The organism is Congzhengia minquanensis, from assembly GCF_014384785.1.
Classification (GTDB): domain Bacteria; phylum Bacillota; class Clostridia; order UBA1381; family UBA9506; genus Congzhengia; species Congzhengia minquanensis.
Window position 1 is genome coordinate 1,025,060 of sequence record NZ_JACRSU010000001.1, and the last position, 18,497, is coordinate 1,043,556.

Here is an 18,497-nt window from a genome sequence, read left to right on the forward strand (position 1 = left end):
CTTTCATTTACATTCGTCAAAACATTTTGCCAAAGCGCCCAGCGCCTTTTTTTCAATTCTGGACACATAAGACCTGGATATTTTCATCTTTCTCGCAATCTCCTGCTGGGTATATGCCCGTTCCCCTAGTCCATACCGCTTAATAATAATTTCCTGTTCCCGGGGCGTAAGGCATTTATCCATGTAAGCGCACAGCTTTCTAATGTCAAGATCGGTGCCGACACGGTCTGCAATTTCTTCGTCGTCAGAGGGTAAAATGTCCATAAACGTCACTTCGTTGCCGTCTGTGTCGTGGCCCAAACATTCATTCAGCGAGATTTCCTGCTTCAGCTTTTTCCCAGCCCGCACCGTCATTAAGATTTCATTTGCTACCCCCTCCCAACGGCTCTGTTTCCGCTTCATTGGGGAGTTCGATTTCATCTTCATTTGCACCGAACAGATAGACATGGACGTTTTCCCCGTCCCACACGATTTTCTTGATAAAATTCCGCAGGGCCATGCGCTTTTGCTCTACCGTCATGGTATCGAAGGAGGAGGCAAACGAGGCCAGCAATTCCCGCAATATATCAAATTCTTCATCGGACAATACATTTTCTTTCGTGAGGCTTTCCAATTCTTCCATGCTCTTTTTAATGAATTTGTTCTTTTCGTGCAGTTCGTTGATTTGGTCGGTAATGTATCCGTTTGCGGCTGTGCCTTCCGTTTCTGCCAATTTGGAAACAAGGGCTTTGATTTCTTTTTCATTGTCAGACAGAGTTGCTTTGAGATTTTCCATTCGTTTATCATATTCACTTGTGTTGGCTGTGATGGACTTTTTCGCTTCCTCCAACTGCTTCACAAATTCTGAACTGTTTTCAGACAATTTCTTGACTTCCTCACAGATTGCCCGGTCAAGCACATTCCCGTTGGGATTTTTCATATCACATTCCTGCATCCGGCTTTTCTCTTTCATCTCACACAGATAGGAATACCGTTTTTCGCCTTCGGCATAGTCGGTATTATACACCTTCGGACGCATATAGCTCCCGCAATGTCCGCACCGGAGCAATCCCGACAGCAGCGCCATATTGCTTTTTGGCTTCCGATACGCTTTTGAAGCATTTTGTCCTAAGTAATTTTGCACCATTACCCACTCCTTTCCCGAAATCACGCCTTTGTGCTTTCCAACCGCGATAATCCATTCGTCCATATCCCGGAACTGATTGGCTTTGCCCGCTTTCTGGACAGTTTTGTTGTAGGCCATGATTCCATGTTTGCCGTCAAATTCCGCTTTATCGGCGTACAACTCCACACCTAAATCCTCATAGTATTTCCATGCGTCCTTATCCGCTATCATGTAGACGGGGTTTTGCAGTATCGCTTTGATGGAAAACCGGGTGAAATCCTTTCCCATCTTTGTTTTGAGATGGTTTTGTATCAGATAGGTTTCCACCTTCGTCAGACTGTTCATTTCGAGGAAACGGCTGTAAATCGTCTTCACAAGCTCCATTTCGTCCTGCACAATGTCTAACTTGTAGGCACTTCGCTTCTTGCCGTCAACCGTTATCTTTTGTACCTGGGTGGATTTGTAGCCCGTTGGCGTGTTGCCGCCCAGCCACCGTCCCGTCTTTGCCAGCTCGTGCATATTGTCCCGGATACGTTCCGCTATGGTTTCCCGCTCCAACTGGGAGAACACCGAAGCAATATACATCATAGCACGGCCGAGAGAGGACTCCGTATCAAATTTTTCCTTGATGGACTCAAATGAGATTTCCAAATCACTGAACTCGTCAATCAGTTTTGCAAAATCCCCGATATTACGGCTGATACGGTCCAACCGATAACAGATGATAACGCTGAATTTCTTTTTCCTTGCGTCCTCCATCATCTTTTTGAATTGGGGACGTTCGGTGTTTCCGCCGGAAAATCCCTCGTCCTCATAAATCAATATGCTGTCCTCTGGAGTATCAGGGTAGTTGACGTCTATGTACTTCTTACACAGTTCTATCTGGTTTTCAATGCTTTCGCCCTTGCCTGTAAATCTGGATTTCCGGGAGTATATGGCGATTGCAGGACTTTTTTGCTCTTTCATATTCTATCCCCTTACCTTATGTGATGTTATTATTTCTAACCATACATAATGGCTCTATTCTTATTATAGCAAATAATTTGAGAAAAAGCAAAAACTTTTTTACGAATTCGCATAAAAAATGCCACTTACAACCATTGAATACGGTCATAAGCGGCTTAAAGCAAGGGGAATATAGGTTTTATAGCATTTCTTTGATAGACATTACTTTGCGGCGACAGGCTTCCACATCATAGGAAATAGCTTCACTCAACTCTGTATCAATTTTGAGATAAGTCTTTATCTGGCCGAATGACGCTAATATACTGTCAAGCTCTTTGCTGACAACACTTTTCGCCTGTTCCACCGGGGCTTCTTCCATAATTGGTATCATATCAATATCTCTCCTTTCCTTCATAACTTCACTTATTCAGGCAGAGAATGTGTATCTTTTATGAAAATAGTAAAAGTGCCCTGCACTTGGCAAGGCACCTGTTATGATGTTATTCCCGTTTATTTTGTCCTGTAGACGTTGATTTTTTATTTTGCGGACAAGGGGGTAGGTGATTACTGCAACCCTGCTTAACCGACTAATTTAATTTTTCCATTGCGGAGTAAAATCCACCCAATACAGCGTCTAACAATGCTTCGTCCGGCTGTGCTTCCCAACGCCCGCCGTTCTTTACAACAGAAATTTCTACTGTGTTGGTAACGGTTCCATGTTTCTTTTGCATGGATTCCAGTAATAATTCCTGCATGAGTTCATCTTCGCTTGCAGCAGAGTTTTTTGAGGCCAACTTTTTATCAATCATGCCGGTCATGACTTCTTTTAAAACTTCGGACATATCCATTGCCGTTATTTCAACTGTAACAACTGCGCTTTCTTCATCCTCTTGTGTAGTTGACACTATTTTATATTTCAGATTGTCCAAAATCGGCTGTAGGATTTTTGTTTCCTCGGTTGGCTGTGTGCCCATCTGCTCCGCAATCGTTTCTACTGACTGATATGTATGGAACATGTTCTTCACTGCGTTTTCCGGCGACAGGCTGAGTTTTCCTACCACTTTTGAAATGCCAACAGCAACAAACAATATAAGAATAACAGCAACAACGGATATGGCAATCCATTTCACTTTCTTTTTGTTGAGTTTCTGCATACCTTCCTGGCCTGTCTGCTTTATTTCATCTATCTTTGCTTTATAGTCATAACTTTTGGCTTCCTCTAATTTTTCCATGCTTTTGTTCTTCATGGTATCAAATTTATTTTTATAATCCATTTTATTATCCCCCTTTTTAATCATAAACAACTGATTACAAATGTAACACACCAAACAATGAAGTAGGCCTTGCTATGATGGAACATTTCTGCACGTTTATATAAATATACAGGTATTAACCATGCATTCCCTAATACAGAAGTGTCATATCCGGCTTTTTTCAAATTATTTTCATCAACCGTACACAACACGATATTTACAATCAGAAATGCCAGAAATCCAAATGAAAATAATGCACCGATAACTGGGACAAGGGCAATAATCCATACCATTGTGTTATTAACTGTAGCTGTATTTTGTGCCGCATTATTTATGTTCTGTTGATAGTTGGTTTCCGTTGTATCCCTGTGTGTTTTTTCTGTCTGACAATCTGCTTCGGATGACGGAGCAGCACAAGTTTCTTCATTATTAGTTTGAATGGTTTGTTCCTCGTTTTTACTGCTATTTTTATAAGATTGAACAACCTCTGTAATCTTCTGTTTCCATTGCTCTTTTTGCTTACCCGTTACAATAAAACCATGGTTTTTTCCGTCGGTTGTTATAACTCGTATCATATTTGGAGTTGGCATAAGCATATTTAAGGTATTACCAGAAAATGCAATTTTAGAAAATGGAATTTCATCAAACGCTGAACCCAAATTAAATGCATGGGCTTTAAAAACCAGCCTCTTGTTTGTTAGATAGAGATGTCCTCCTTTTGAGGCAAGTCCACCTGCCTGTCTTTTGTTCGCTGGGCCTACCATAATAACTTGTTCTCCTGGCATTAAAAAATCATAATCCACAGTTTGTATCCCCTTTCATACTACATAAAATTTGTATTCGTATATTCCTGCCTTGTTACTATCTCTCCACACCGCCGGCATAGATAGGTTACTTCATAATAGGTACGGACAACAGGAACATCTTTACTGTACTTTAACCATTGATTTTTTCTCACAGTCATATTACACGTTCCGGTTTCAGTGCGTTTGACTTCTGACAGCGTACACCACGATTTGCACCGAGGGCACTCAATATCAAATATCTTCGGTACAGCATGAAGTACAACAAGACCGAAAATTGCTAATGTGCTTGATTTCATGCGAATTCACCTCCTTCAAGAAATGAATTCGTGTGGTAATTACAATTTCCTTCTTTTTCCATATTGTTTTAGCGTTATAAATACAAAAAGCGACATGATTATTATATTACAAATTATTTCTAATGTCAAGCATAAATATCAATATGATAATGAAATATCTTTTTGGTTATAATAAAATCGTTTACAAAAGAGGTGTTTCTATGTCGAAAGGTTTATTTTTATTAGCGGATAAAATAAAATCCATGCGAGAACAGTTGGGGATTACACAGGCAGAACTTGCCCGAAAATTAGGGTTGACCCGCTCCAGTATCAACGGCTGGGAAATGGGCTTGTCTGTTCCGTCAACACAATACATTGTTGAGCTTGCAAAACTATTCCATATCTCAACTGATTATTTACTGGGGATGGAGCAAGGAGCTGTATTGAATATAGATAATTTAACAGAAAAAGAGGTATCTGTATTGATTGACCTTGTAGCCTGCTTCAACGCTAACCGGGAAATACACAAAGACTGTTAGACGTACTGAAACTATTCTGAAGCTTTAGAATTTATTAACCGCCCCCTTCCCAAAAACAAAATAAAAAAGCTCTGTAAGCCGTTTATACGCTTACAGAGCCTATCAGAGGGACTTCTATTGATAGAAGCCCCTTTTAATGTTGTTCTTTATGTAGTTTATCAACTGGTTCGTTTACCGATTCCAAAACATCTGAGGAATATCGTTTCATTATTTTTTCTATGATTTGTTGACTGTATTCTTGATAGAGGGTATTGTTATAAACATTATTTTTTACATTACAGTCATTCAGAGAAATTTCAAGAGGGTCTTTTGTAAATACATCCAACCATAAAACCTTTACAACCATATTTTCGGCTTCTTCCTGTTTATGTGCAGATTGAGTTACAATACCAATCGCTTTTACACGCAACATACGTCCTCTTGGAACAAATGCTTTCACATATACAATATCGTCAACCTGGATTTGACGAAACATCACATGTAAATCGGGAGCTGCTTCCCTATCCCAATCAATCCGAATATAATCTTTTCTTAATGGAAATTCATTAATATCATTTGTGCCTACGCCCCATACTTTCACGTTAAACCCTCCAAATACTCCTTTGTTTGCTGTATAAAATATTCAGCATTTTTTATTTGTTCTTCTACATCAGCCTTGTTTACAACATAGTAATCGTCATAATCACTCTCTGTCCGTATCTGGAACACATCTGTGATAATATCTGACAAGGCTACATTTAATTTTCCGGTCTTAATGTATTCTTTCCGGAAATAGGCAATCAACCCGGAATGTTTTTTGAAATCCGTCCCCTCTAACGCAAGAATACTCCTCATGCAATGGAACACACAATAGTAGGAACGGTTCGCAGCTCCTTTATAGTCATTGCTATCCAATAATATCTTTGCAGATTTTAGGCATTGTTCCGCTTGTTCCAAACGATATTGGGACAAATCCCTCTTAGTTTCCATAGATGGACACCCCCTCGTTTGCTACATTGCGGTAAAAGGGCAGTATTTCTTGATGATTCTCAAAGAATTGCTTATCTTTCAATGCAATCGTAATCATAATATCGTGCTCAAGTCCGATTTTGCTCGCAACACGGTTAACCTGCTTCCGATATGTGCCAATCTCACCGGCAGGTACATCCGCCAGTACCATCATATCAATATCCGATTCATTGTCATAGTCCCCACGGGCGTAGGAGCCATACAAGATAATCTTGTGAAGTCTGCTCCCCAGCATATTCTGTATATTCTGTTTCACTTCCGAAGTAATCTGATTCAACTGTAACTGTGTGCACATATAGGCTCCTCCTTTCAAGACCTTTCATTTTATTTACTATATGTTCATTATAACATCCTTTGTTAATTTTTTCAATCCCATTCTTATTTATATTTAGTTTTACGCTTTAACACAAAAAAATGTCATATTTTTCGCTGATTTTGCAACGCTATCACGTTATATCCCTCTGCAACCAAAAAAATTTTGCAGAGAGGAGCTATAACATGCATGTTTATGATGAGAGAACTTTTATAGAAAGAGGGGAATTGGTAGAGCTTCACAGCAAGACACCAGCAACGGTTTATATCAATGGAAATATAGTGGAAATCGTAACGAAACGCTCTGATTCCAACAAATTGATGTTTTGCCGTAGACAGTCGAGAAGTCAATACTTCAACTCTAAGACAGGGGAATGCCTCACCTACAAACCGTATGACAAGCGGATTGATTCCACGGATGGTATTAGAAAATCTCTAACAACACTTAGACGGATTATCAACCTCAACTTCTGCGGGGATGACTCAGAACTATTCCTAACGCTCACCTATTCAGATTTTATGAATGATACCATTGAGCTATATGAGGATTTCAACCGTTTCAAAACCGCCTTACGTTATTACTATTCCTTTGAATATGTCTGTATTGCTGAGCCGCAGGACACCGGCTCATGGCATTTGCATATTCTGCTGAAACAACCGGACGGGAAGCCCCTCTATATTCCGAAATCCCTTCTGGACAAATTATGGCCTCATGGCTTTACCTATGTCAAACGGCTTCCCTTTGTTGATAACTTTGGTGCTTACTTCTATGCCCGGCTTGCAAATGCTGATACCCTAAATCCCGTTGATGATGGCCCAGTAACGAAAAGCGAGGTCAAGGGGAGCAGGCTGCGCTTCTATCCTGCCCATTTCAGAATTTACCGTTGTTCCAGAGGGATTCAACGTCCGAAGCCTGTCAAAATGAAGTATTGCGAGGCTCGGAAGCTGGTACATGACTATGAGGAAGTGGTTGGATATTCCAAGAAAATCATCCATCAGGACATTTCCGGCGAACAAACCGTCCTAAATGTCATCAATTATGAACAGTACAAAAAACCGAGATGTTAGCCATATCGTACAGGCAGTCGGTCATATACTGAATTGATGGCGTGATGGGAGGTTTTCGAATGAATGTGATTATGCACTATCCAACGGATTTGGTTGATATAGAAGAACTAAAAAACCGGGTTGCTTCCGTACATATTGAGGCGGTGAATAACTATCTCAATTGTCAGAATTACCCGGTGGAGCAGAAAATGGAACTGATTGAATCAGTGAGAAATATCATAGATAAACGAAGCGGCCAGATTACCTGACCGCTTTTGTTTATAGTAATAACGCTTCTAAACTTTTCACAAAACTTGTCATATCCTCATATTCATAAATATCTTCACATAAATATTTCACAAAATCGTCTTCTTTTATCCCAGACTTAGATAAATTGGCTAAGATGACTTTATAAAATCCCTTTCCATCACTTTTGCCTTTTCTTGTTCGTTCATCATTTTTATAATCATAAATTATGTCTCTAAGGCTTCGTTGATTAAAATACTTATCTCCTAATAGTTTAATAAATTTTGAATCTTCATTTACTACACATTTATTAAATAAATATTTCTCTATACTCTTAATTGGTAAAAAACATTTCGGTAAATCCTTGTATTCCTCTTTTTTACATATTAATTCCTTTACATCTCCGTCATATATGCTAATTATCTTCTTTCCAACACCTAACGTATTATATGTCACCATGTCATGATGTAACTTTATCATTTGGTTGCAACCACCTGCCGCCAATACACAACATAATTTGCTGGCATACAAGTTATTTTGGCGCAATACTTTTTCTACTAAGCACTTTGATAATTCATCCTCAACTAGCAAAAGAAAATCAAATCCATTTGGAATGTATAGATTTCTAATGGCATAGTTGGGGTAACATGGATTTATTATATCTACTACCCCATTATTGTTTTCAATAAGAAAAATATTTTTGGGGGATATTCTATGAATTAATTCTGCTGAATGTGTTGAAAAATAAATAATTAACTCAGTATCATTCTCCTTAATTAAATTTTCCAAAAATAACACTAATCTATCAATAGCACTTGGATGTAGAGCCAATTCAACCTCATCTATGAGAAAAAATAATTTAGAATATGTGGCTTTGATTACAAGGTTATTAATAAAATCAATTAATGAGATTAGCATACTTTCACCGCTACTCATTTTATATTGACTAATTATATTATCTTCAGTTTTTACAAAATAAGGTATTCCATTAAAACCCTCTCTTTTAGCAATCTCTCGCGATTTTATTTTCATTAATCCATTATAGTATGATTTGTCATTGTGAAGAATGTATCCTAGTGTTTCGGAAACAAAATCGTCCGCTTTGACAAGAACTTCTTGGAAATTATCTTTAGCTACAAAATCATCTATTTTGTTATAATCATGAAAACGACTTCCATAAAATATACTTCCTTCATAAAATCCATGATAATGAACACTAGTCATCAATTGATTTCGTTCATTATATTTTCCTGTTGATAGTTTTCCGGCTTTATTGGGGGTCCACTCATCTTTTTTGTTTTCCAAAGCAATATTAATATATGAATCAGGCGATATGTCATTTGACATCAACATATGTGATGATGATGTTTTTACAATAAGAGATAATGCTAACATTATTGTACTTTTTCCGCAACCATTTTCTCCAACAAGTGCAAATAGACCTTTTTCAAAAGGTAATTCAAGCGATGCAGACTTAATATTTTTAATATTCTTAATTTCAGTAGATAATATCATGTAAATCACCTCTTAAATAATAGCACTTAGATTATATAATATAATCCAGTTATTGTCTATCCTTATAATGTAATTATATATATACTTTCTCCCACGTCCCTTTAAACATTCGCACCTTTCCCTGTTCCCAGCGTTTCACCATTCCTGTCTGAACGCCCATCTTCTTAGCAAATTCAGCTTGAGTGAGATGTAAGGACTTACGGATTTTCTTCACTTGCTGGCCCTGTCCGTTATACAGGAACAAATTATAATCGTCAAGCAGTTCGGTAACTGGAACGCCGAACAGCTTGGCGATTTTTTGCATATTCTCAATTGGGTAGTAATCCCTTCCATATTCCTCATAGCTGGAATAGGTTCCCCTGTCCATCCCGACATACTCTGCAACGTCAGACTGGAACAGATTGTTTTGATAGCGGTAATAGCGGAGCTTGTCCGACACATGGGTACAGCTTTCGGGATTGGGGAACAGCAGATTGAACCGCTGTGCTTCTGTCATGGTATGGGGTGTAACGAACCGGAAGGTGTGGACATACATGGGCATGATGGCAACGCCCTTTTTCGTCTGGCGGTACATCAGATACAAATTCCTGCCGGATTTATGCAGCAGCCGCCATTTCTCTGAAAAAGAAGCAACTCTTTCCCCTTCTTCCTCCAAAAGAGCCAACTTGATAGGGTTGGTTTTTCAATACATCTTGCAGCATAAGTTGCAAGCCTAGCCTGTTTTGTATAATCAAACGAAGCAATTGCCTTAATGAGCCCAATAGTGCCGATGGAAATTAAATCGTCGTCGTCGCAGCCCGACACCTGGTTATATTTTTTCGCAATGTGGGCCACCAGCCGCAGATTTCGTTCCACTAAAACGTCTTTGGCGCCTTTGTCGCCTTTTGCCGCAAGCTCTAAATAACGTTTTTCCTCGCTGGCGGATAGCGGTTTTGGAAAGTTATTCTGTCCCGAAACATAAGATATTAGAAACAGGCCATATCTTAAAAAATAAAGCAGTGCAAAAAAACAAGAAGAAAACATATCATCTACCTCATTCATTTAAATATGTTGAAAGTATATGTTTTGCTTCCGCCCTTTTTGCCAGTCCAAACGGAATAAGTTCGCCAACATGCAAATGAGAAAAACAGGGCTTTCATTTTATATCATTTTAGTAAGAGTTCCTTTTTTCTGAAGGCATATAGTTTTTAAATTTTTTGAAATTTCTATAAAACGAGGTAAGACTGTTAAATCCGCATTCATATGCTATTTCTGTAACAGTTTTCGGCAGGCGCAGCATTTTTTCTGCCATATTAATCCGAAAAAACTGCAAATAATTTTTAAAGGTCATTCCCGTCATTTGTTTAAACAACCTGCAAAAATGCGGCACGCTCAAATTTGATGCCCGGGCCGCATCTTCAAGGGTAATTTCTGTTGAATAACTGTTCTGCACAAGCCCGAACGTGTTTTTTAACACATTTTTATATAAGTCGTTATACCGTGTTGTTTCAGATACATAATCGGAAAACCTCAGCAGCATGGAAAAGAAATTATAAAGGCTGGAAATCGCTTTATACTCATATGCCTTATCTTTTTGTGTAAGTTCTCTATGAATCTCCTCAATACAGTTTTTCATATCCGTGTATTTTGGATTTTTGTCATTAATGGGATTTTGAAACGCAATCGTTTCATTGTTAAAAATAAAGCCGGAGTCTGCCATAATCACCAGAACCTGACACGGTTCTTCCTGATAGGAATAGGTGGAATGAAGCTGATTTTTTGAAATCACAACAATATCGCCCGGAAAGGTAATGACATATTTATCGTCAATTTGCTGAATGCAATGACCCTTCTGAAACAAGAGTATTTCAATCTCACTGTGCCAATGCGGCACGACTTCAAGCTTTTCATTGTTAAGGCCCGAATACATGCTTCTTATCTTAACGTTATCCATATCAACAAATTCAAAATGCAAAACAAAGACCCCTTAAATGATAATTTTTGAAAGTATTTTAACAAAAAATGATATGAATTTCTGTTTCTATATTATATAATAATAATATAAATTTAAAAAAGGAGCAATAGTTTTATGAAAAAATTTGACAATAAATTTATTGACATCAACAGTTTTCTCGAAAAACCGCACAAGCCCGATTTTGACAACATTTTGAAAGTGTTAAAAAAAGAAGCTCCGAACCGTCCTACCCTGTTTGAATTCATTTTAAACGGCGATTTGGTAGAAGCTTTTACAAAGCACAAAACGTATGAGGGAACAGAGGAAGAAATTTCGTGCAAAAAGCTTGCCGACACCTATTATTTCTGCGGATATGACTATGCCTGCATGCATGGAAGCTATTTTTCGTTTAAAAGCGCCACCAAACACGAAGCAGGCAAAAGCACCATTTCGTTAAATCAAGGATTTGTCATAACCGACCGCGAAAGTTTTGAGAACTATGAATGGGCAAACCCCGAAGATTTTGATTATTCCCGCATTGAAATGCTAAGCAATTATCTACCCGAGGGCATGAAATTAATTATATACGGCCCCGGCGGAATTTTGGAAAACGTAATCCGCCTTGTTGGTTATGAAAATCTTTGCTACATGCTGTATGAAGACCCCGAACTTGTGGAACAGATTTTTAAAGAAGTTTCAGAGCGGCTTTTAACCTATTACGACATCTGCGCTAAGCACGACTGCGTAGGTATTTTAATGTCCAATGATGACTGGGGCTTTAACACCCAGACCATGCTTTCTGTAGACCAAATGAGAAAATATGTTTTCCCGTGGCACAAAAAAATTGCCGAACTTGCTCATTCTTACAACAAGCCCATCTGCCTGCATTCCTGCGGTAAATTCGACGCCGTTGTGGACGACATTGCCTATGACATAAAGTATGACGGCAGACATTCTTATGAAGACAACATTCTTCCCGTTGAGGAAGCATATAAAAAATACAAAGACAAATTTGCAATCCTCGGCGGTATTGATGTGGACTTTTTAACCAGAGGCACCCCGGAAGAAATTTATAACCGCAGCGCAAAAATGTTAGAATTGGCGAAAACAGGTTATGCTTTGGGTTCAGGCAACTCCATTGCGTCCTACATTCCCATTCAGAACTATTTGGCCATGATTGCCGCAGCAGTATTCAACGAAAATTGAAATTGAATAAGAATGAAAGATGTACATGCAGGGCCGGTCACAAACCGCAAAGGCTTTCATATTATATTGTAGAGATAAATTCTCAAATAATATTTATGGAGGTTCATTATGGGAGAAAAACGTTATCCCTCGCCCAGTTCACCCTGCGAGGAATTTAAAGGTTCGGTTTGTATACATACAGATAAAGTTTATGATTCATGCAAGGACAAAGACTGCATTGAAGACGCCCGCGTGTTTCTGACCGCCTGCGGCCAGGAACTGATCGACAAGGCTGTAAACGTAAAATGCAGAAAGGCAGAAATTATTTGGGCGTTCCCCGACGTGGAACCCATCCCGTTCAACAAGGGCTATTTTACAGTTGACATTAAGTTCTTCTTCAAAATTACTCTTGATGTATTCTTAGGCGTTGGAAAACCCACAACGGTTGAAGGCCTGGCCACCTTTGACAAAAAAGTAATTTTGTTCGGTTCGGAGGGCGCGGCAAAAATATTTGAGTCCCGCTACAGCTACGACAGCTTTGACGAACAGCTCTGGCAGAAGACAAACATGCCGAAAGCAGTTGTAGAGGTAGTTGACCCGCTGTGCCTGTCCGCCAAGGTAGTGGATTTGGACGACAAAATTTGCTGCTGCACAGACGACATTGACTTTACTACAATTCCGGAATGTATCTGCAACGTATTTGATGACAGGCTCGTGTTGAGCGGTGAGAAAAAGCGCGTGTTTGTTTCTATCGGCCTGTTCTCAATCGTTAAGATTGAACGGAGCGTACAGCTTTTAATCCCGGCTATTGACTTCTGCGTACCGCAGAAGGAATGCACAACATCCTGCGACGACAGTCCTTGCGATTTGTTTGACAAAATCTGCTTCCCCTTTGACGAATTCTTCCCTCCTGAAAGAGAAGACTGCGATTTTGACGACCGCGACCATGACCATGGGCACTGCTGCCGCGACTAAGACAACGAAAAACAGGGGCGCTTTAAGCGCCCCTATTTTCTTGCCACGGATACCGTGTAATTCTGATAGAAAATGGTGTCAATTGTTTTGTTTCCCACAACATTAAATTTCAAAAAATCTTGAATTCCCGTGCCCAGCAGCTTCACATAAGCTTCTTTTTTTGTCCAAACCTCAAAAAAGCGCTGTTGGCTCTTTTCTTTTCTTGACAAAACATATTGCAGTTCTGCTTTTGTAAAACACCGTCTGGCCACATTGAAATTGGCCTTTTTGTTCTGCTCCACGTCAATGCCCACAGGCTTGTCGGATATGGCGCATACCGCTAAATTCCCCGAATGGCTCAAACTAAAATGAATGTCCAACCCTTCCGCATAGGGCTTTCCGCCCTTGTGGTTTCGAAAAGAAATATCCTCCGGCCGCAGGTTTAATTTTTGTGCAATGGAAACGCGCGCCAGCATCCCGGCTGCTAACGACAGTTTTTTTGAAGGCAAATGCTTGAGCCTGTCTGCCTTTTCCTGCCGCTGTTTATCCGACAGCTGATACATTCTTAAAAATTCTTCGTCTGTCAGCTTTGAAACATCACAACAATAAAGATGAAGCACTTCTTTCACCCCAGAATAAATGTTTTAATTTAAAATGAACCGCGCATATGAATAGCCGTAAAGGTAAAAATAAATGTGCAGAGTTTCACAAAAAGGAGAACGATTATGAATATTTGGCACGACATTAACCCAAAACGGATTTCAAAAGACAATTTTGTTGCTATTATTGAAATTTCCAAGGGCAGCAAAAACAAATATGAGTTGGACAAGGAAACAGGAATATTAAAGCTGGACAGAATTTTATACACCTCAACCCACTATCCCGCAAATTATGGCTTTATCCCCCGCACCTATGCAGACGACTTAGACCCCTTAGACGTTTTGGTGCTCTGTTCCGAAAGCATTCACCCCTTAACCATGGTAAACTGCTATCCCATTGGCGTAATATCTATGATTGATAACGGTTACGCCGATGAAAAAATTATCGCCATTCCCTTTAACGACCCAAACTATAATACCTATACGGACATTTCCCAAATTCCAGCCCATATCTTTAACGAAATGACGCACTTTTTCACGGTGTATAAGGAGCTTGAGGGCAAGCAGACAGCCGTCAGCGAAATGAAAGGAGCCGCCGACGCAGTTTCCATTATTGATAAGGCGCTCATAAGCTACATTGAAAACTATTGTAAATAAAATTATAAAAAGAAACAGCTAAAAACTGTTTCTTTTTATTTTATTATTTTAAGTTTAAGTTGCCCGTGTTCGCCGCCTTTAAATAAGCGTTGATAAATCCGTCTAAATCGCCGTCCATCACAGCGCCAATATTGCCCACCTCAAAATTTGTTCTGTGGTCTTTCACCATGTTATAGGGATGGAACACATAAGAGCGGATCTGGCTGCCCCAGGCAATGTCTTTCATGTCGCCCTTTAAGTCTTCAATTTTCTCCATTTGCTCACGTTCGGCCATTTCCACCAGTTTCGCTTTCAGCATTTTCATTGCGGTTTCCCGGTTTTGATGCTGAGAACGCTCGTTCTGGCACGACACTACCACTCCGGTAGGAATGTGGGTCATGCGAATTGCAGAATCCGTTTTGTTAATGTGCTGGCCGCCGGCACCGCTGGCCCGGAACGTGTCCACACGAATGTCTTCAGGATTAATGTTTACCTCAATGTCGTCGTTAATTTCCGGCATAACATCCACCGACGCAAAAGATGTGTGCCGCCTGCCGGAAGCGTCGAAAGGAGAAATGCGCACCAGCCGGTGCACGCCTTTCTCGCACTTGGCATATCCATAGGCGTTGGGGCCGGAAAGCTGAATGGTAACGCTTTTCACACCTGCCTCATCGCCGGCCAGAAAATCCAGTGTTTCAACCGAGAAACCTCTGCGTTCGCCCCAGCGCTGATACATTCTCAGCAGCATGGAGGCCCAGTCCTGCGCCTCAGTGCCGCCTGCACCCGGGTGAATGGAGATGATTGCGTTGTTTGCGTCATATTTGCCGGACAAAAGCGTTTCCAGCCGCATGTTTTCCAAATCGGTTTCCAGTTTTTTATATCCCGCTTCAATTTCCGAAAGCAGCGATTCGTCGTCTTCGTCAATGGCAAGCTCCACTAAGGTGGACATATCCTCCCACTCGCTTTTTAATCCCTCAAAACCAGCTACTTTGTCCTTTAATTGTTTTATTTCTTGAAGCACCTTCTGGGAATTTTCCAAATCCTCCCAAAATCCGTCTTTCGCAGACACCGCTTCCAGTTCCTCAATTTTTAATTTCACTTTGGGGATTTCAAAGTGAATCCCCCATCTCTGTAATATCGTTTTCCATTGATTCCAAATCCAACCGGTATTGGTCGAACTCAACTGTCATACATTTCAGTCCTCTCGTAGTAAAATAAACCAAACAATTACTCTAAATTAGCGCCGCAGCATTTTTTATATTTTTTGCCGCTTCCGCAGGGGCAGGGGTCGTTTCTTCCCACTTTTTCTTTTGCCTTCCTCTGCGCCGGCGCCGCTGTTCCGTCCCCGGCAGGCTCAATGGGCTTTGCCACCTGAACGCGCTCTACCGGCTTTTCAATGCGGGCGTGGTAAATGAGCTTTAAGGTATCCTCGCGGATTGCCGCAATCATTTCCTCGAACATATCGAAGCCTTCAAATTTATATTCCACAACCGGGTCGTGCTGGCCATAAGCCCGCAGCGATATGCCGTTTTTCAGCTGCTCCATGGCGTCGATGTGGTCAATCCACTTGCTGTCCACCACGCGGAGAAGGGCCACGCGTTCAATTTCACGCATCATCTCGCTGCCAAACTCTTCTTCGCGCTGCTCATAATACGATTTAGCGGTTTTTAAAAGCATATCTTTCAAGCCAGCTTTTGTCAGGTCCGCAATCTCATCTTCCGAAAGCTGAAGCGCGTCCTTCGGCAGATATACGCTTTCCAAATATTCAATTAAGCCCGTAATGTTCCAGCCCTCGGGGTCTTCGTCCTCGCCGGTGTAGCGAAGAATTACTTCATCGGTGAAGTCGTCAATCATCTTAAAGATATTGTCCTTAATACTGTCGCCGTTTAACACCTTCTGCCGCTGGGAATAAATAATTTCCCTCTGCTGGTTCATCACGTCGTCATACTGCAAAACGTGTTTTCTGATGTCAAAGTTCCTGCCTTCAACGCGCTTCTGCGACGTTTCAATGGCATTGGTAAGCATTTTATTTTCAATTGCTTCATTTTCATCAAGGCCTAAGGTTTCCACAACGCCCTTTACACGGTCGGAACCGAACAGGCGCATTAAATCGTCCTCTAAAGAGATATAGAATTTAGAAGAACCCGGATCGCCCTGACGGCCGGCACGGCCGCGCAGCTGGTTGTCGATACGTCTGGACTCGTGCCGCTCGGTACCGATGATAAACAGGCCGCCTGCCTCTTTCACCTTTTCTGCTTCCGGCGCGATTTCCGCCTTATATTTGTCCATCAGCTCAGAAAAGGTCTTTCTCGCCTCTAAAATTTCCTCGTTGTCAGTTTCACCAAATCCTGTTGCTTCTAAAATCATTTCGTCGGAGTATTCGCGGCGCTTCATTTCATGCTTCGCCATAAACTCCGCGTTGCCGCCCAGCATAATGTCGGTACCACGGCCGGCCATGTTGGTTGCAATGGTAACCGCGCCGAGTTTACCGGCCTGGGCAATAATCTCCGCTTCTTTTTCGTGGAACTTGGCGTTTAACACCTCGTGTTTAATGCCGTTTCGCTTTAGCATGCCGGACAAAAGCTCCGACTTTTCAATGGTAACCGTGCCCACCAGCACCGGCTGTCCCTTTTCGTGACACGCTTTCACCTGCTCCACAACGGCACCAAACTTGCCGTTTTCCGTTTTATAAACCGCGTCAGATAAATCCTTTCTGGCAAGCGGCTTGTTTGTGGGAACAACAATAACATCCAGCTTATAAATTTCCTGAAATTCCGACTCCTCCGTCTGCGCCGTACCGGTCATACCGGAAAGCTTGGTGTAGAGCCTGAAATAGTTCTGGAACGTAATGGTAGCAAGGGTTTTGCTTTCGCGCTCCACCTTTACGTTTTCTTTTGCTTCAATTGCCTGGTGCAATCCGTCGCTGTAGCGGCGGCCAAACATCATACGTCCCGTGAATTCGTCCACAATGATAACCTGTCCGTCTTTCACCACATAGTCCCGGTCGCGGGCCATGGTGCCGTTCGCCTTCAATGCCTGGTTAATGTGGTGGGAAAGCGTCATATTCTCCGGGTCTGAAAGATTTTCTAAGTTAAATGCATGCTCCGCCTTTTCAATACCCGCTTTCAACAGCGTGGCTGTTTTTGCCTTTTCATCAATTAAATAATCTGCATCAATATCGTCATCTAACTCTTTTGTGTCGGATTCAGCCACCCTGTGTGCCTTTAAGGTTTTTACAAACCGATCCACAATCTGGTAAAGCTCGGTAGATTTGTCCCCCGCGCCGGAAATAATCAGCGGCGTTCTCGCTTCGTCGATTAAAATCGAGTCCACCTCGTCCACAATGGCAAAGTTCTGGCCCCGCTGCACCATCTGCTCTTTATAAATCACCATGTTGTCCCGCAGATAGTCGAACCCAAACTCGTTGTTTGTGCCGTAGGTGATGTCCGCCTCATAGGCGGCCTTTCTGTTCTGAGGCTCCACGTCGTGAATAATCAGACCAACGGTAAGTCCCAGAAATTTGAACACCTTGCCCATCCACTCGCTGTCGCGCTTTGCTAAGTAGTCGTTCACCGTAACAATATGCACGCCCTTGCCCGGCAGGGCGTTTAAATAGGCCGGCAGCGTGGAAACTAAGGTTTTACCTTCACCTGTTTTCATCTCGGCAATTCGGCCCTGGTGCAGAATAATTCCGCCCAAAACCTGAACATAGAAATGCTTCATACCCAAAACACGGTAAGACGCCTCCCGCACGGTTGCAAACGCTTCCGGCAGCAGGTCGTCTAACGATTCGCCTTTATCAATGCGCTCACGGAACAGGGCGGTTTTTCCCTTTAACTCCTCGTCGGACAGCGCGCTGAATTCATCTTCCAAGGCCATCACCTTGTCGGCAATGGGACGAATCCGCTTCAGCTCCCTGTCGCTGTATGAGCCAACGATTTTTTCAATCAGTTTTTTCAAAATATTTCACCTCAATCAAATTAAGTCACCAGCTAAAAATCCAACATTTAGTATACCATAAATCCATTCCCCTGTCAAAGTATTCTAAAAATTTAACGGTTTATTTATATTTCGAATACAATTATCAAAATTTCATCTCGTTTTCTGCTTTTATGGCAGATGATTCCGCCTTTTTAGTT

The 18,497-nt window shown here is 41.3% G+C and carries 21 protein-coding genes; 6 read left to right on the forward strand and 15 right to left on the reverse strand.

All coding sequences use genetic code 11. The features are described 5' to 3' along the window. Nucleotides 1-3: 3 nt before the first annotated feature. The 5 genes from H8698_RS04880 to H8698_RS04900 all read right to left on the reverse strand — a co-directional run bounded on the left by H8698_RS04880 (nt 4) and on the right by H8698_RS04900 (nt 4,106). Nucleotides 4-402 (reverse strand): sigma factor-like helix-turn-helix DNA-binding protein, encoded by a 399-nt coding sequence (locus tag H8698_RS04880; RefSeq protein WP_249311409.1) that lies wholly within the window; start codon nt 400-402, stop codon nt 4-6. Then, nucleotides 362-2,071 carry a recombinase family protein gene (locus tag H8698_RS04885; protein WP_249311411.1) on the reverse strand — a complete coding sequence of 570 codons (1,710 nt, stop codon included), beginning with the start codon at nt 2,069-2,071 and terminating at the stop codon, nt 362-364. The genes H8698_RS04880 and H8698_RS04885 overlap by 41 nt, the downstream gene beginning before the upstream one ends. Before the next feature lie 178 nt (nt 2,072-2,249). Further along, complete coding sequence (locus tag H8698_RS04890) at nt 2,250-2,441, reverse strand: hypothetical protein (protein ID WP_249311413.1); 192 nt, start codon at nt 2,439-2,441, stop codon at nt 2,250-2,252. A gap of 196 nt (nt 2,442-2,637) precedes the next feature. Continuing rightward, nucleotides 2,638-3,324 (reverse strand): hypothetical protein, encoded by a 687-nt coding sequence (locus H8698_RS04895; protein WP_249311415.1) that lies wholly within the window; start codon nt 3,322-3,324, stop codon nt 2,638-2,640. 20 nt (nt 3,325-3,344) lie between these two features. Next, nucleotides 3,345-4,106, reverse strand: coding sequence for a hypothetical protein (locus H8698_RS04900; protein WP_249311417.1), 762 nt, complete (start codon nt 4,104-4,106; stop codon nt 3,345-3,347). Between the two features lie 499 nt (nt 4,107-4,605). Here H8698_RS04900 and H8698_RS04905 point away from each other — a divergent pair, with 499 nt between their 5' ends. Then, the gene (locus H8698_RS04905; protein WP_177681092.1) at nt 4,606-4,923 is read left to right on the forward strand and encodes a helix-turn-helix domain-containing protein; all 318 of its coding nucleotides are present in this window, start codon (nt 4,606-4,608) and stop codon (nt 4,921-4,923) included. Between the two features lie 133 nt (nt 4,924-5,056). Here the strand turns inward: H8698_RS04905 and H8698_RS04910 are convergent, their stop codons facing one another. Genes H8698_RS04910 through H8698_RS04920 form a run of 3 tightly spaced genes read right to left on the reverse strand, consistent with a single transcriptional unit; the run spans nt 5,057 to nt 6,226 of the window. Next, entirely contained in the window at nt 5,057-5,503 is a 447-nt protein-coding gene (locus H8698_RS04910; protein WP_249311419.1) for a hypothetical protein, read from the reverse strand. Then, nucleotides 5,500-5,892: a HEPN domain-containing protein gene (locus H8698_RS04915; RefSeq protein ID WP_249311420.1), complete on the reverse strand. Its 393-nt coding sequence runs from the start codon at nt 5,890-5,892 to the stop codon at nt 5,500-5,502. The genes H8698_RS04910 and H8698_RS04915 overlap by 4 nt, the downstream gene beginning before the upstream one ends. Next, entirely contained in the window at nt 5,882-6,226 is a 345-nt protein-coding gene (locus H8698_RS04920; protein ID WP_249311422.1) for a nucleotidyltransferase domain-containing protein, read from the reverse strand. Before H8698_RS04920 ends, H8698_RS04915 begins: the two co-directional genes overlap by 11 nt. 203 nt (nt 6,227-6,429) lie before the next feature. On the opposite strand from H8698_RS04920, the gene H8698_RS04925 reads away from it, so the two are divergent. After that, a complete protein-coding gene (locus H8698_RS04925) occupies nt 6,430-7,311 on the forward strand; it encodes a rolling circle replication-associated protein (RefSeq protein WP_249311425.1) in 882 nt (293 codons plus the stop codon). Nucleotides 7,312-7,370: 59 nt separating this feature from the next. After that, on the forward strand, nt 7,371-7,559 hold the full coding sequence (locus tag H8698_RS04930) for a hypothetical protein (protein ID WP_249311427.1): 189 nt from the start codon (nt 7,371-7,373) through the stop codon (nt 7,557-7,559). A gap of 10 nt (nt 7,560-7,569) precedes the next feature. On the opposite strand, the gene H8698_RS04935 is transcribed toward H8698_RS04930, so the two are convergent. From H8698_RS04935 to H8698_RS04950, 4 genes are all read right to left on the reverse strand, one after another. After that, complete coding sequence (locus H8698_RS04935) at nt 7,570-9,051, reverse strand: ATP-dependent nuclease (RefSeq protein ID WP_249311428.1); 1,482 nt, start codon at nt 9,049-9,051, stop codon at nt 7,570-7,572. Nucleotides 9,052-9,124: 73 nt separating this feature from the next. Beyond that, nucleotides 9,125-9,625, reverse strand: a complete 501-nt coding sequence (locus tag H8698_RS04940) for a helix-turn-helix domain-containing protein (RefSeq protein ID WP_249311430.1) — start codon at nt 9,623-9,625, stop codon at nt 9,125-9,127. After that, nucleotides 9,625-10,074, reverse strand: a complete 450-nt coding sequence (locus H8698_RS04945) for a sigma factor (RefSeq protein ID WP_177681116.1) — start codon at nt 10,072-10,074, stop codon at nt 9,625-9,627. Before H8698_RS04945 ends, H8698_RS04940 begins: the two co-directional genes overlap by 1 nt. Before the next feature lie 127 nt (nt 10,075-10,201). Further along, entirely contained in the window at nt 10,202-11,005 is an 804-nt protein-coding gene (locus H8698_RS04950) for an AraC family transcriptional regulator (protein ID WP_249311432.1), read from the reverse strand. Between the two features lie 114 nt (nt 11,006-11,119). Here H8698_RS04950 and H8698_RS04955 point away from each other — a divergent pair, with 114 nt between their 5' ends. Continuing rightward, nucleotides 11,120-12,190 (forward strand): uroporphyrinogen decarboxylase family protein, encoded by a 1,071-nt coding sequence (locus H8698_RS04955; RefSeq protein WP_249311433.1) that lies wholly within the window; start codon nt 11,120-11,122, stop codon nt 12,188-12,190. A gap of 108 nt (nt 12,191-12,298) precedes the next feature. Then, the gene (locus H8698_RS04960; protein WP_177680382.1) at nt 12,299-13,144 is read left to right on the forward strand and encodes a hypothetical protein; all 846 of its coding nucleotides are present in this window, start codon (nt 12,299-12,301) and stop codon (nt 13,142-13,144) included. Nucleotides 13,145-13,176: 32 nt separating this feature from the next. On the opposite strand, the gene H8698_RS04965 is transcribed toward H8698_RS04960, so the two are convergent. Further along, the gene (locus H8698_RS04965) at nt 13,177-13,743 is read right to left on the reverse strand and encodes a 4'-phosphopantetheinyl transferase superfamily protein (protein WP_249311435.1); all 567 of its coding nucleotides are present in this window, start codon (nt 13,741-13,743) and stop codon (nt 13,177-13,179) included. 105 nt (nt 13,744-13,848) lie between these two features. On the opposite strand from H8698_RS04965, the gene H8698_RS04970 reads away from it, so the two are divergent. Beyond that, nucleotides 13,849-14,379, forward strand: a complete 531-nt coding sequence (locus H8698_RS04970) for an inorganic diphosphatase (RefSeq protein ID WP_177680384.1) — start codon at nt 13,849-13,851, stop codon at nt 14,377-14,379. Between the two features lie 43 nt (nt 14,380-14,422). Here the strand turns inward: H8698_RS04970 and prfB are convergent. Next, nucleotides 14,423-15,548 (reverse strand): peptide chain release factor 2 gene (gene prfB, locus H8698_RS04975; RefSeq protein ID WP_249311436.1). Its coding sequence is split into 2 segments (ribosomal slippage): nt 14,423-15,469 and nt 15,471-15,548, totalling 1,125 coding nucleotides; the frame shifts between segments, so codons are not numbered across the junction. A gap of 37 nt (nt 15,549-15,585) precedes the next feature. Then, nucleotides 15,586-18,321 carry a preprotein translocase subunit SecA gene (secA, locus tag H8698_RS04980; protein WP_488153823.1) on the reverse strand — a complete coding sequence of 912 codons (2,736 nt, stop codon included), beginning with the start codon at nt 18,319-18,321 and terminating at the stop codon, nt 15,586-15,588. Nucleotides 18,322-18,497 lie beyond the last annotated feature (176 nt).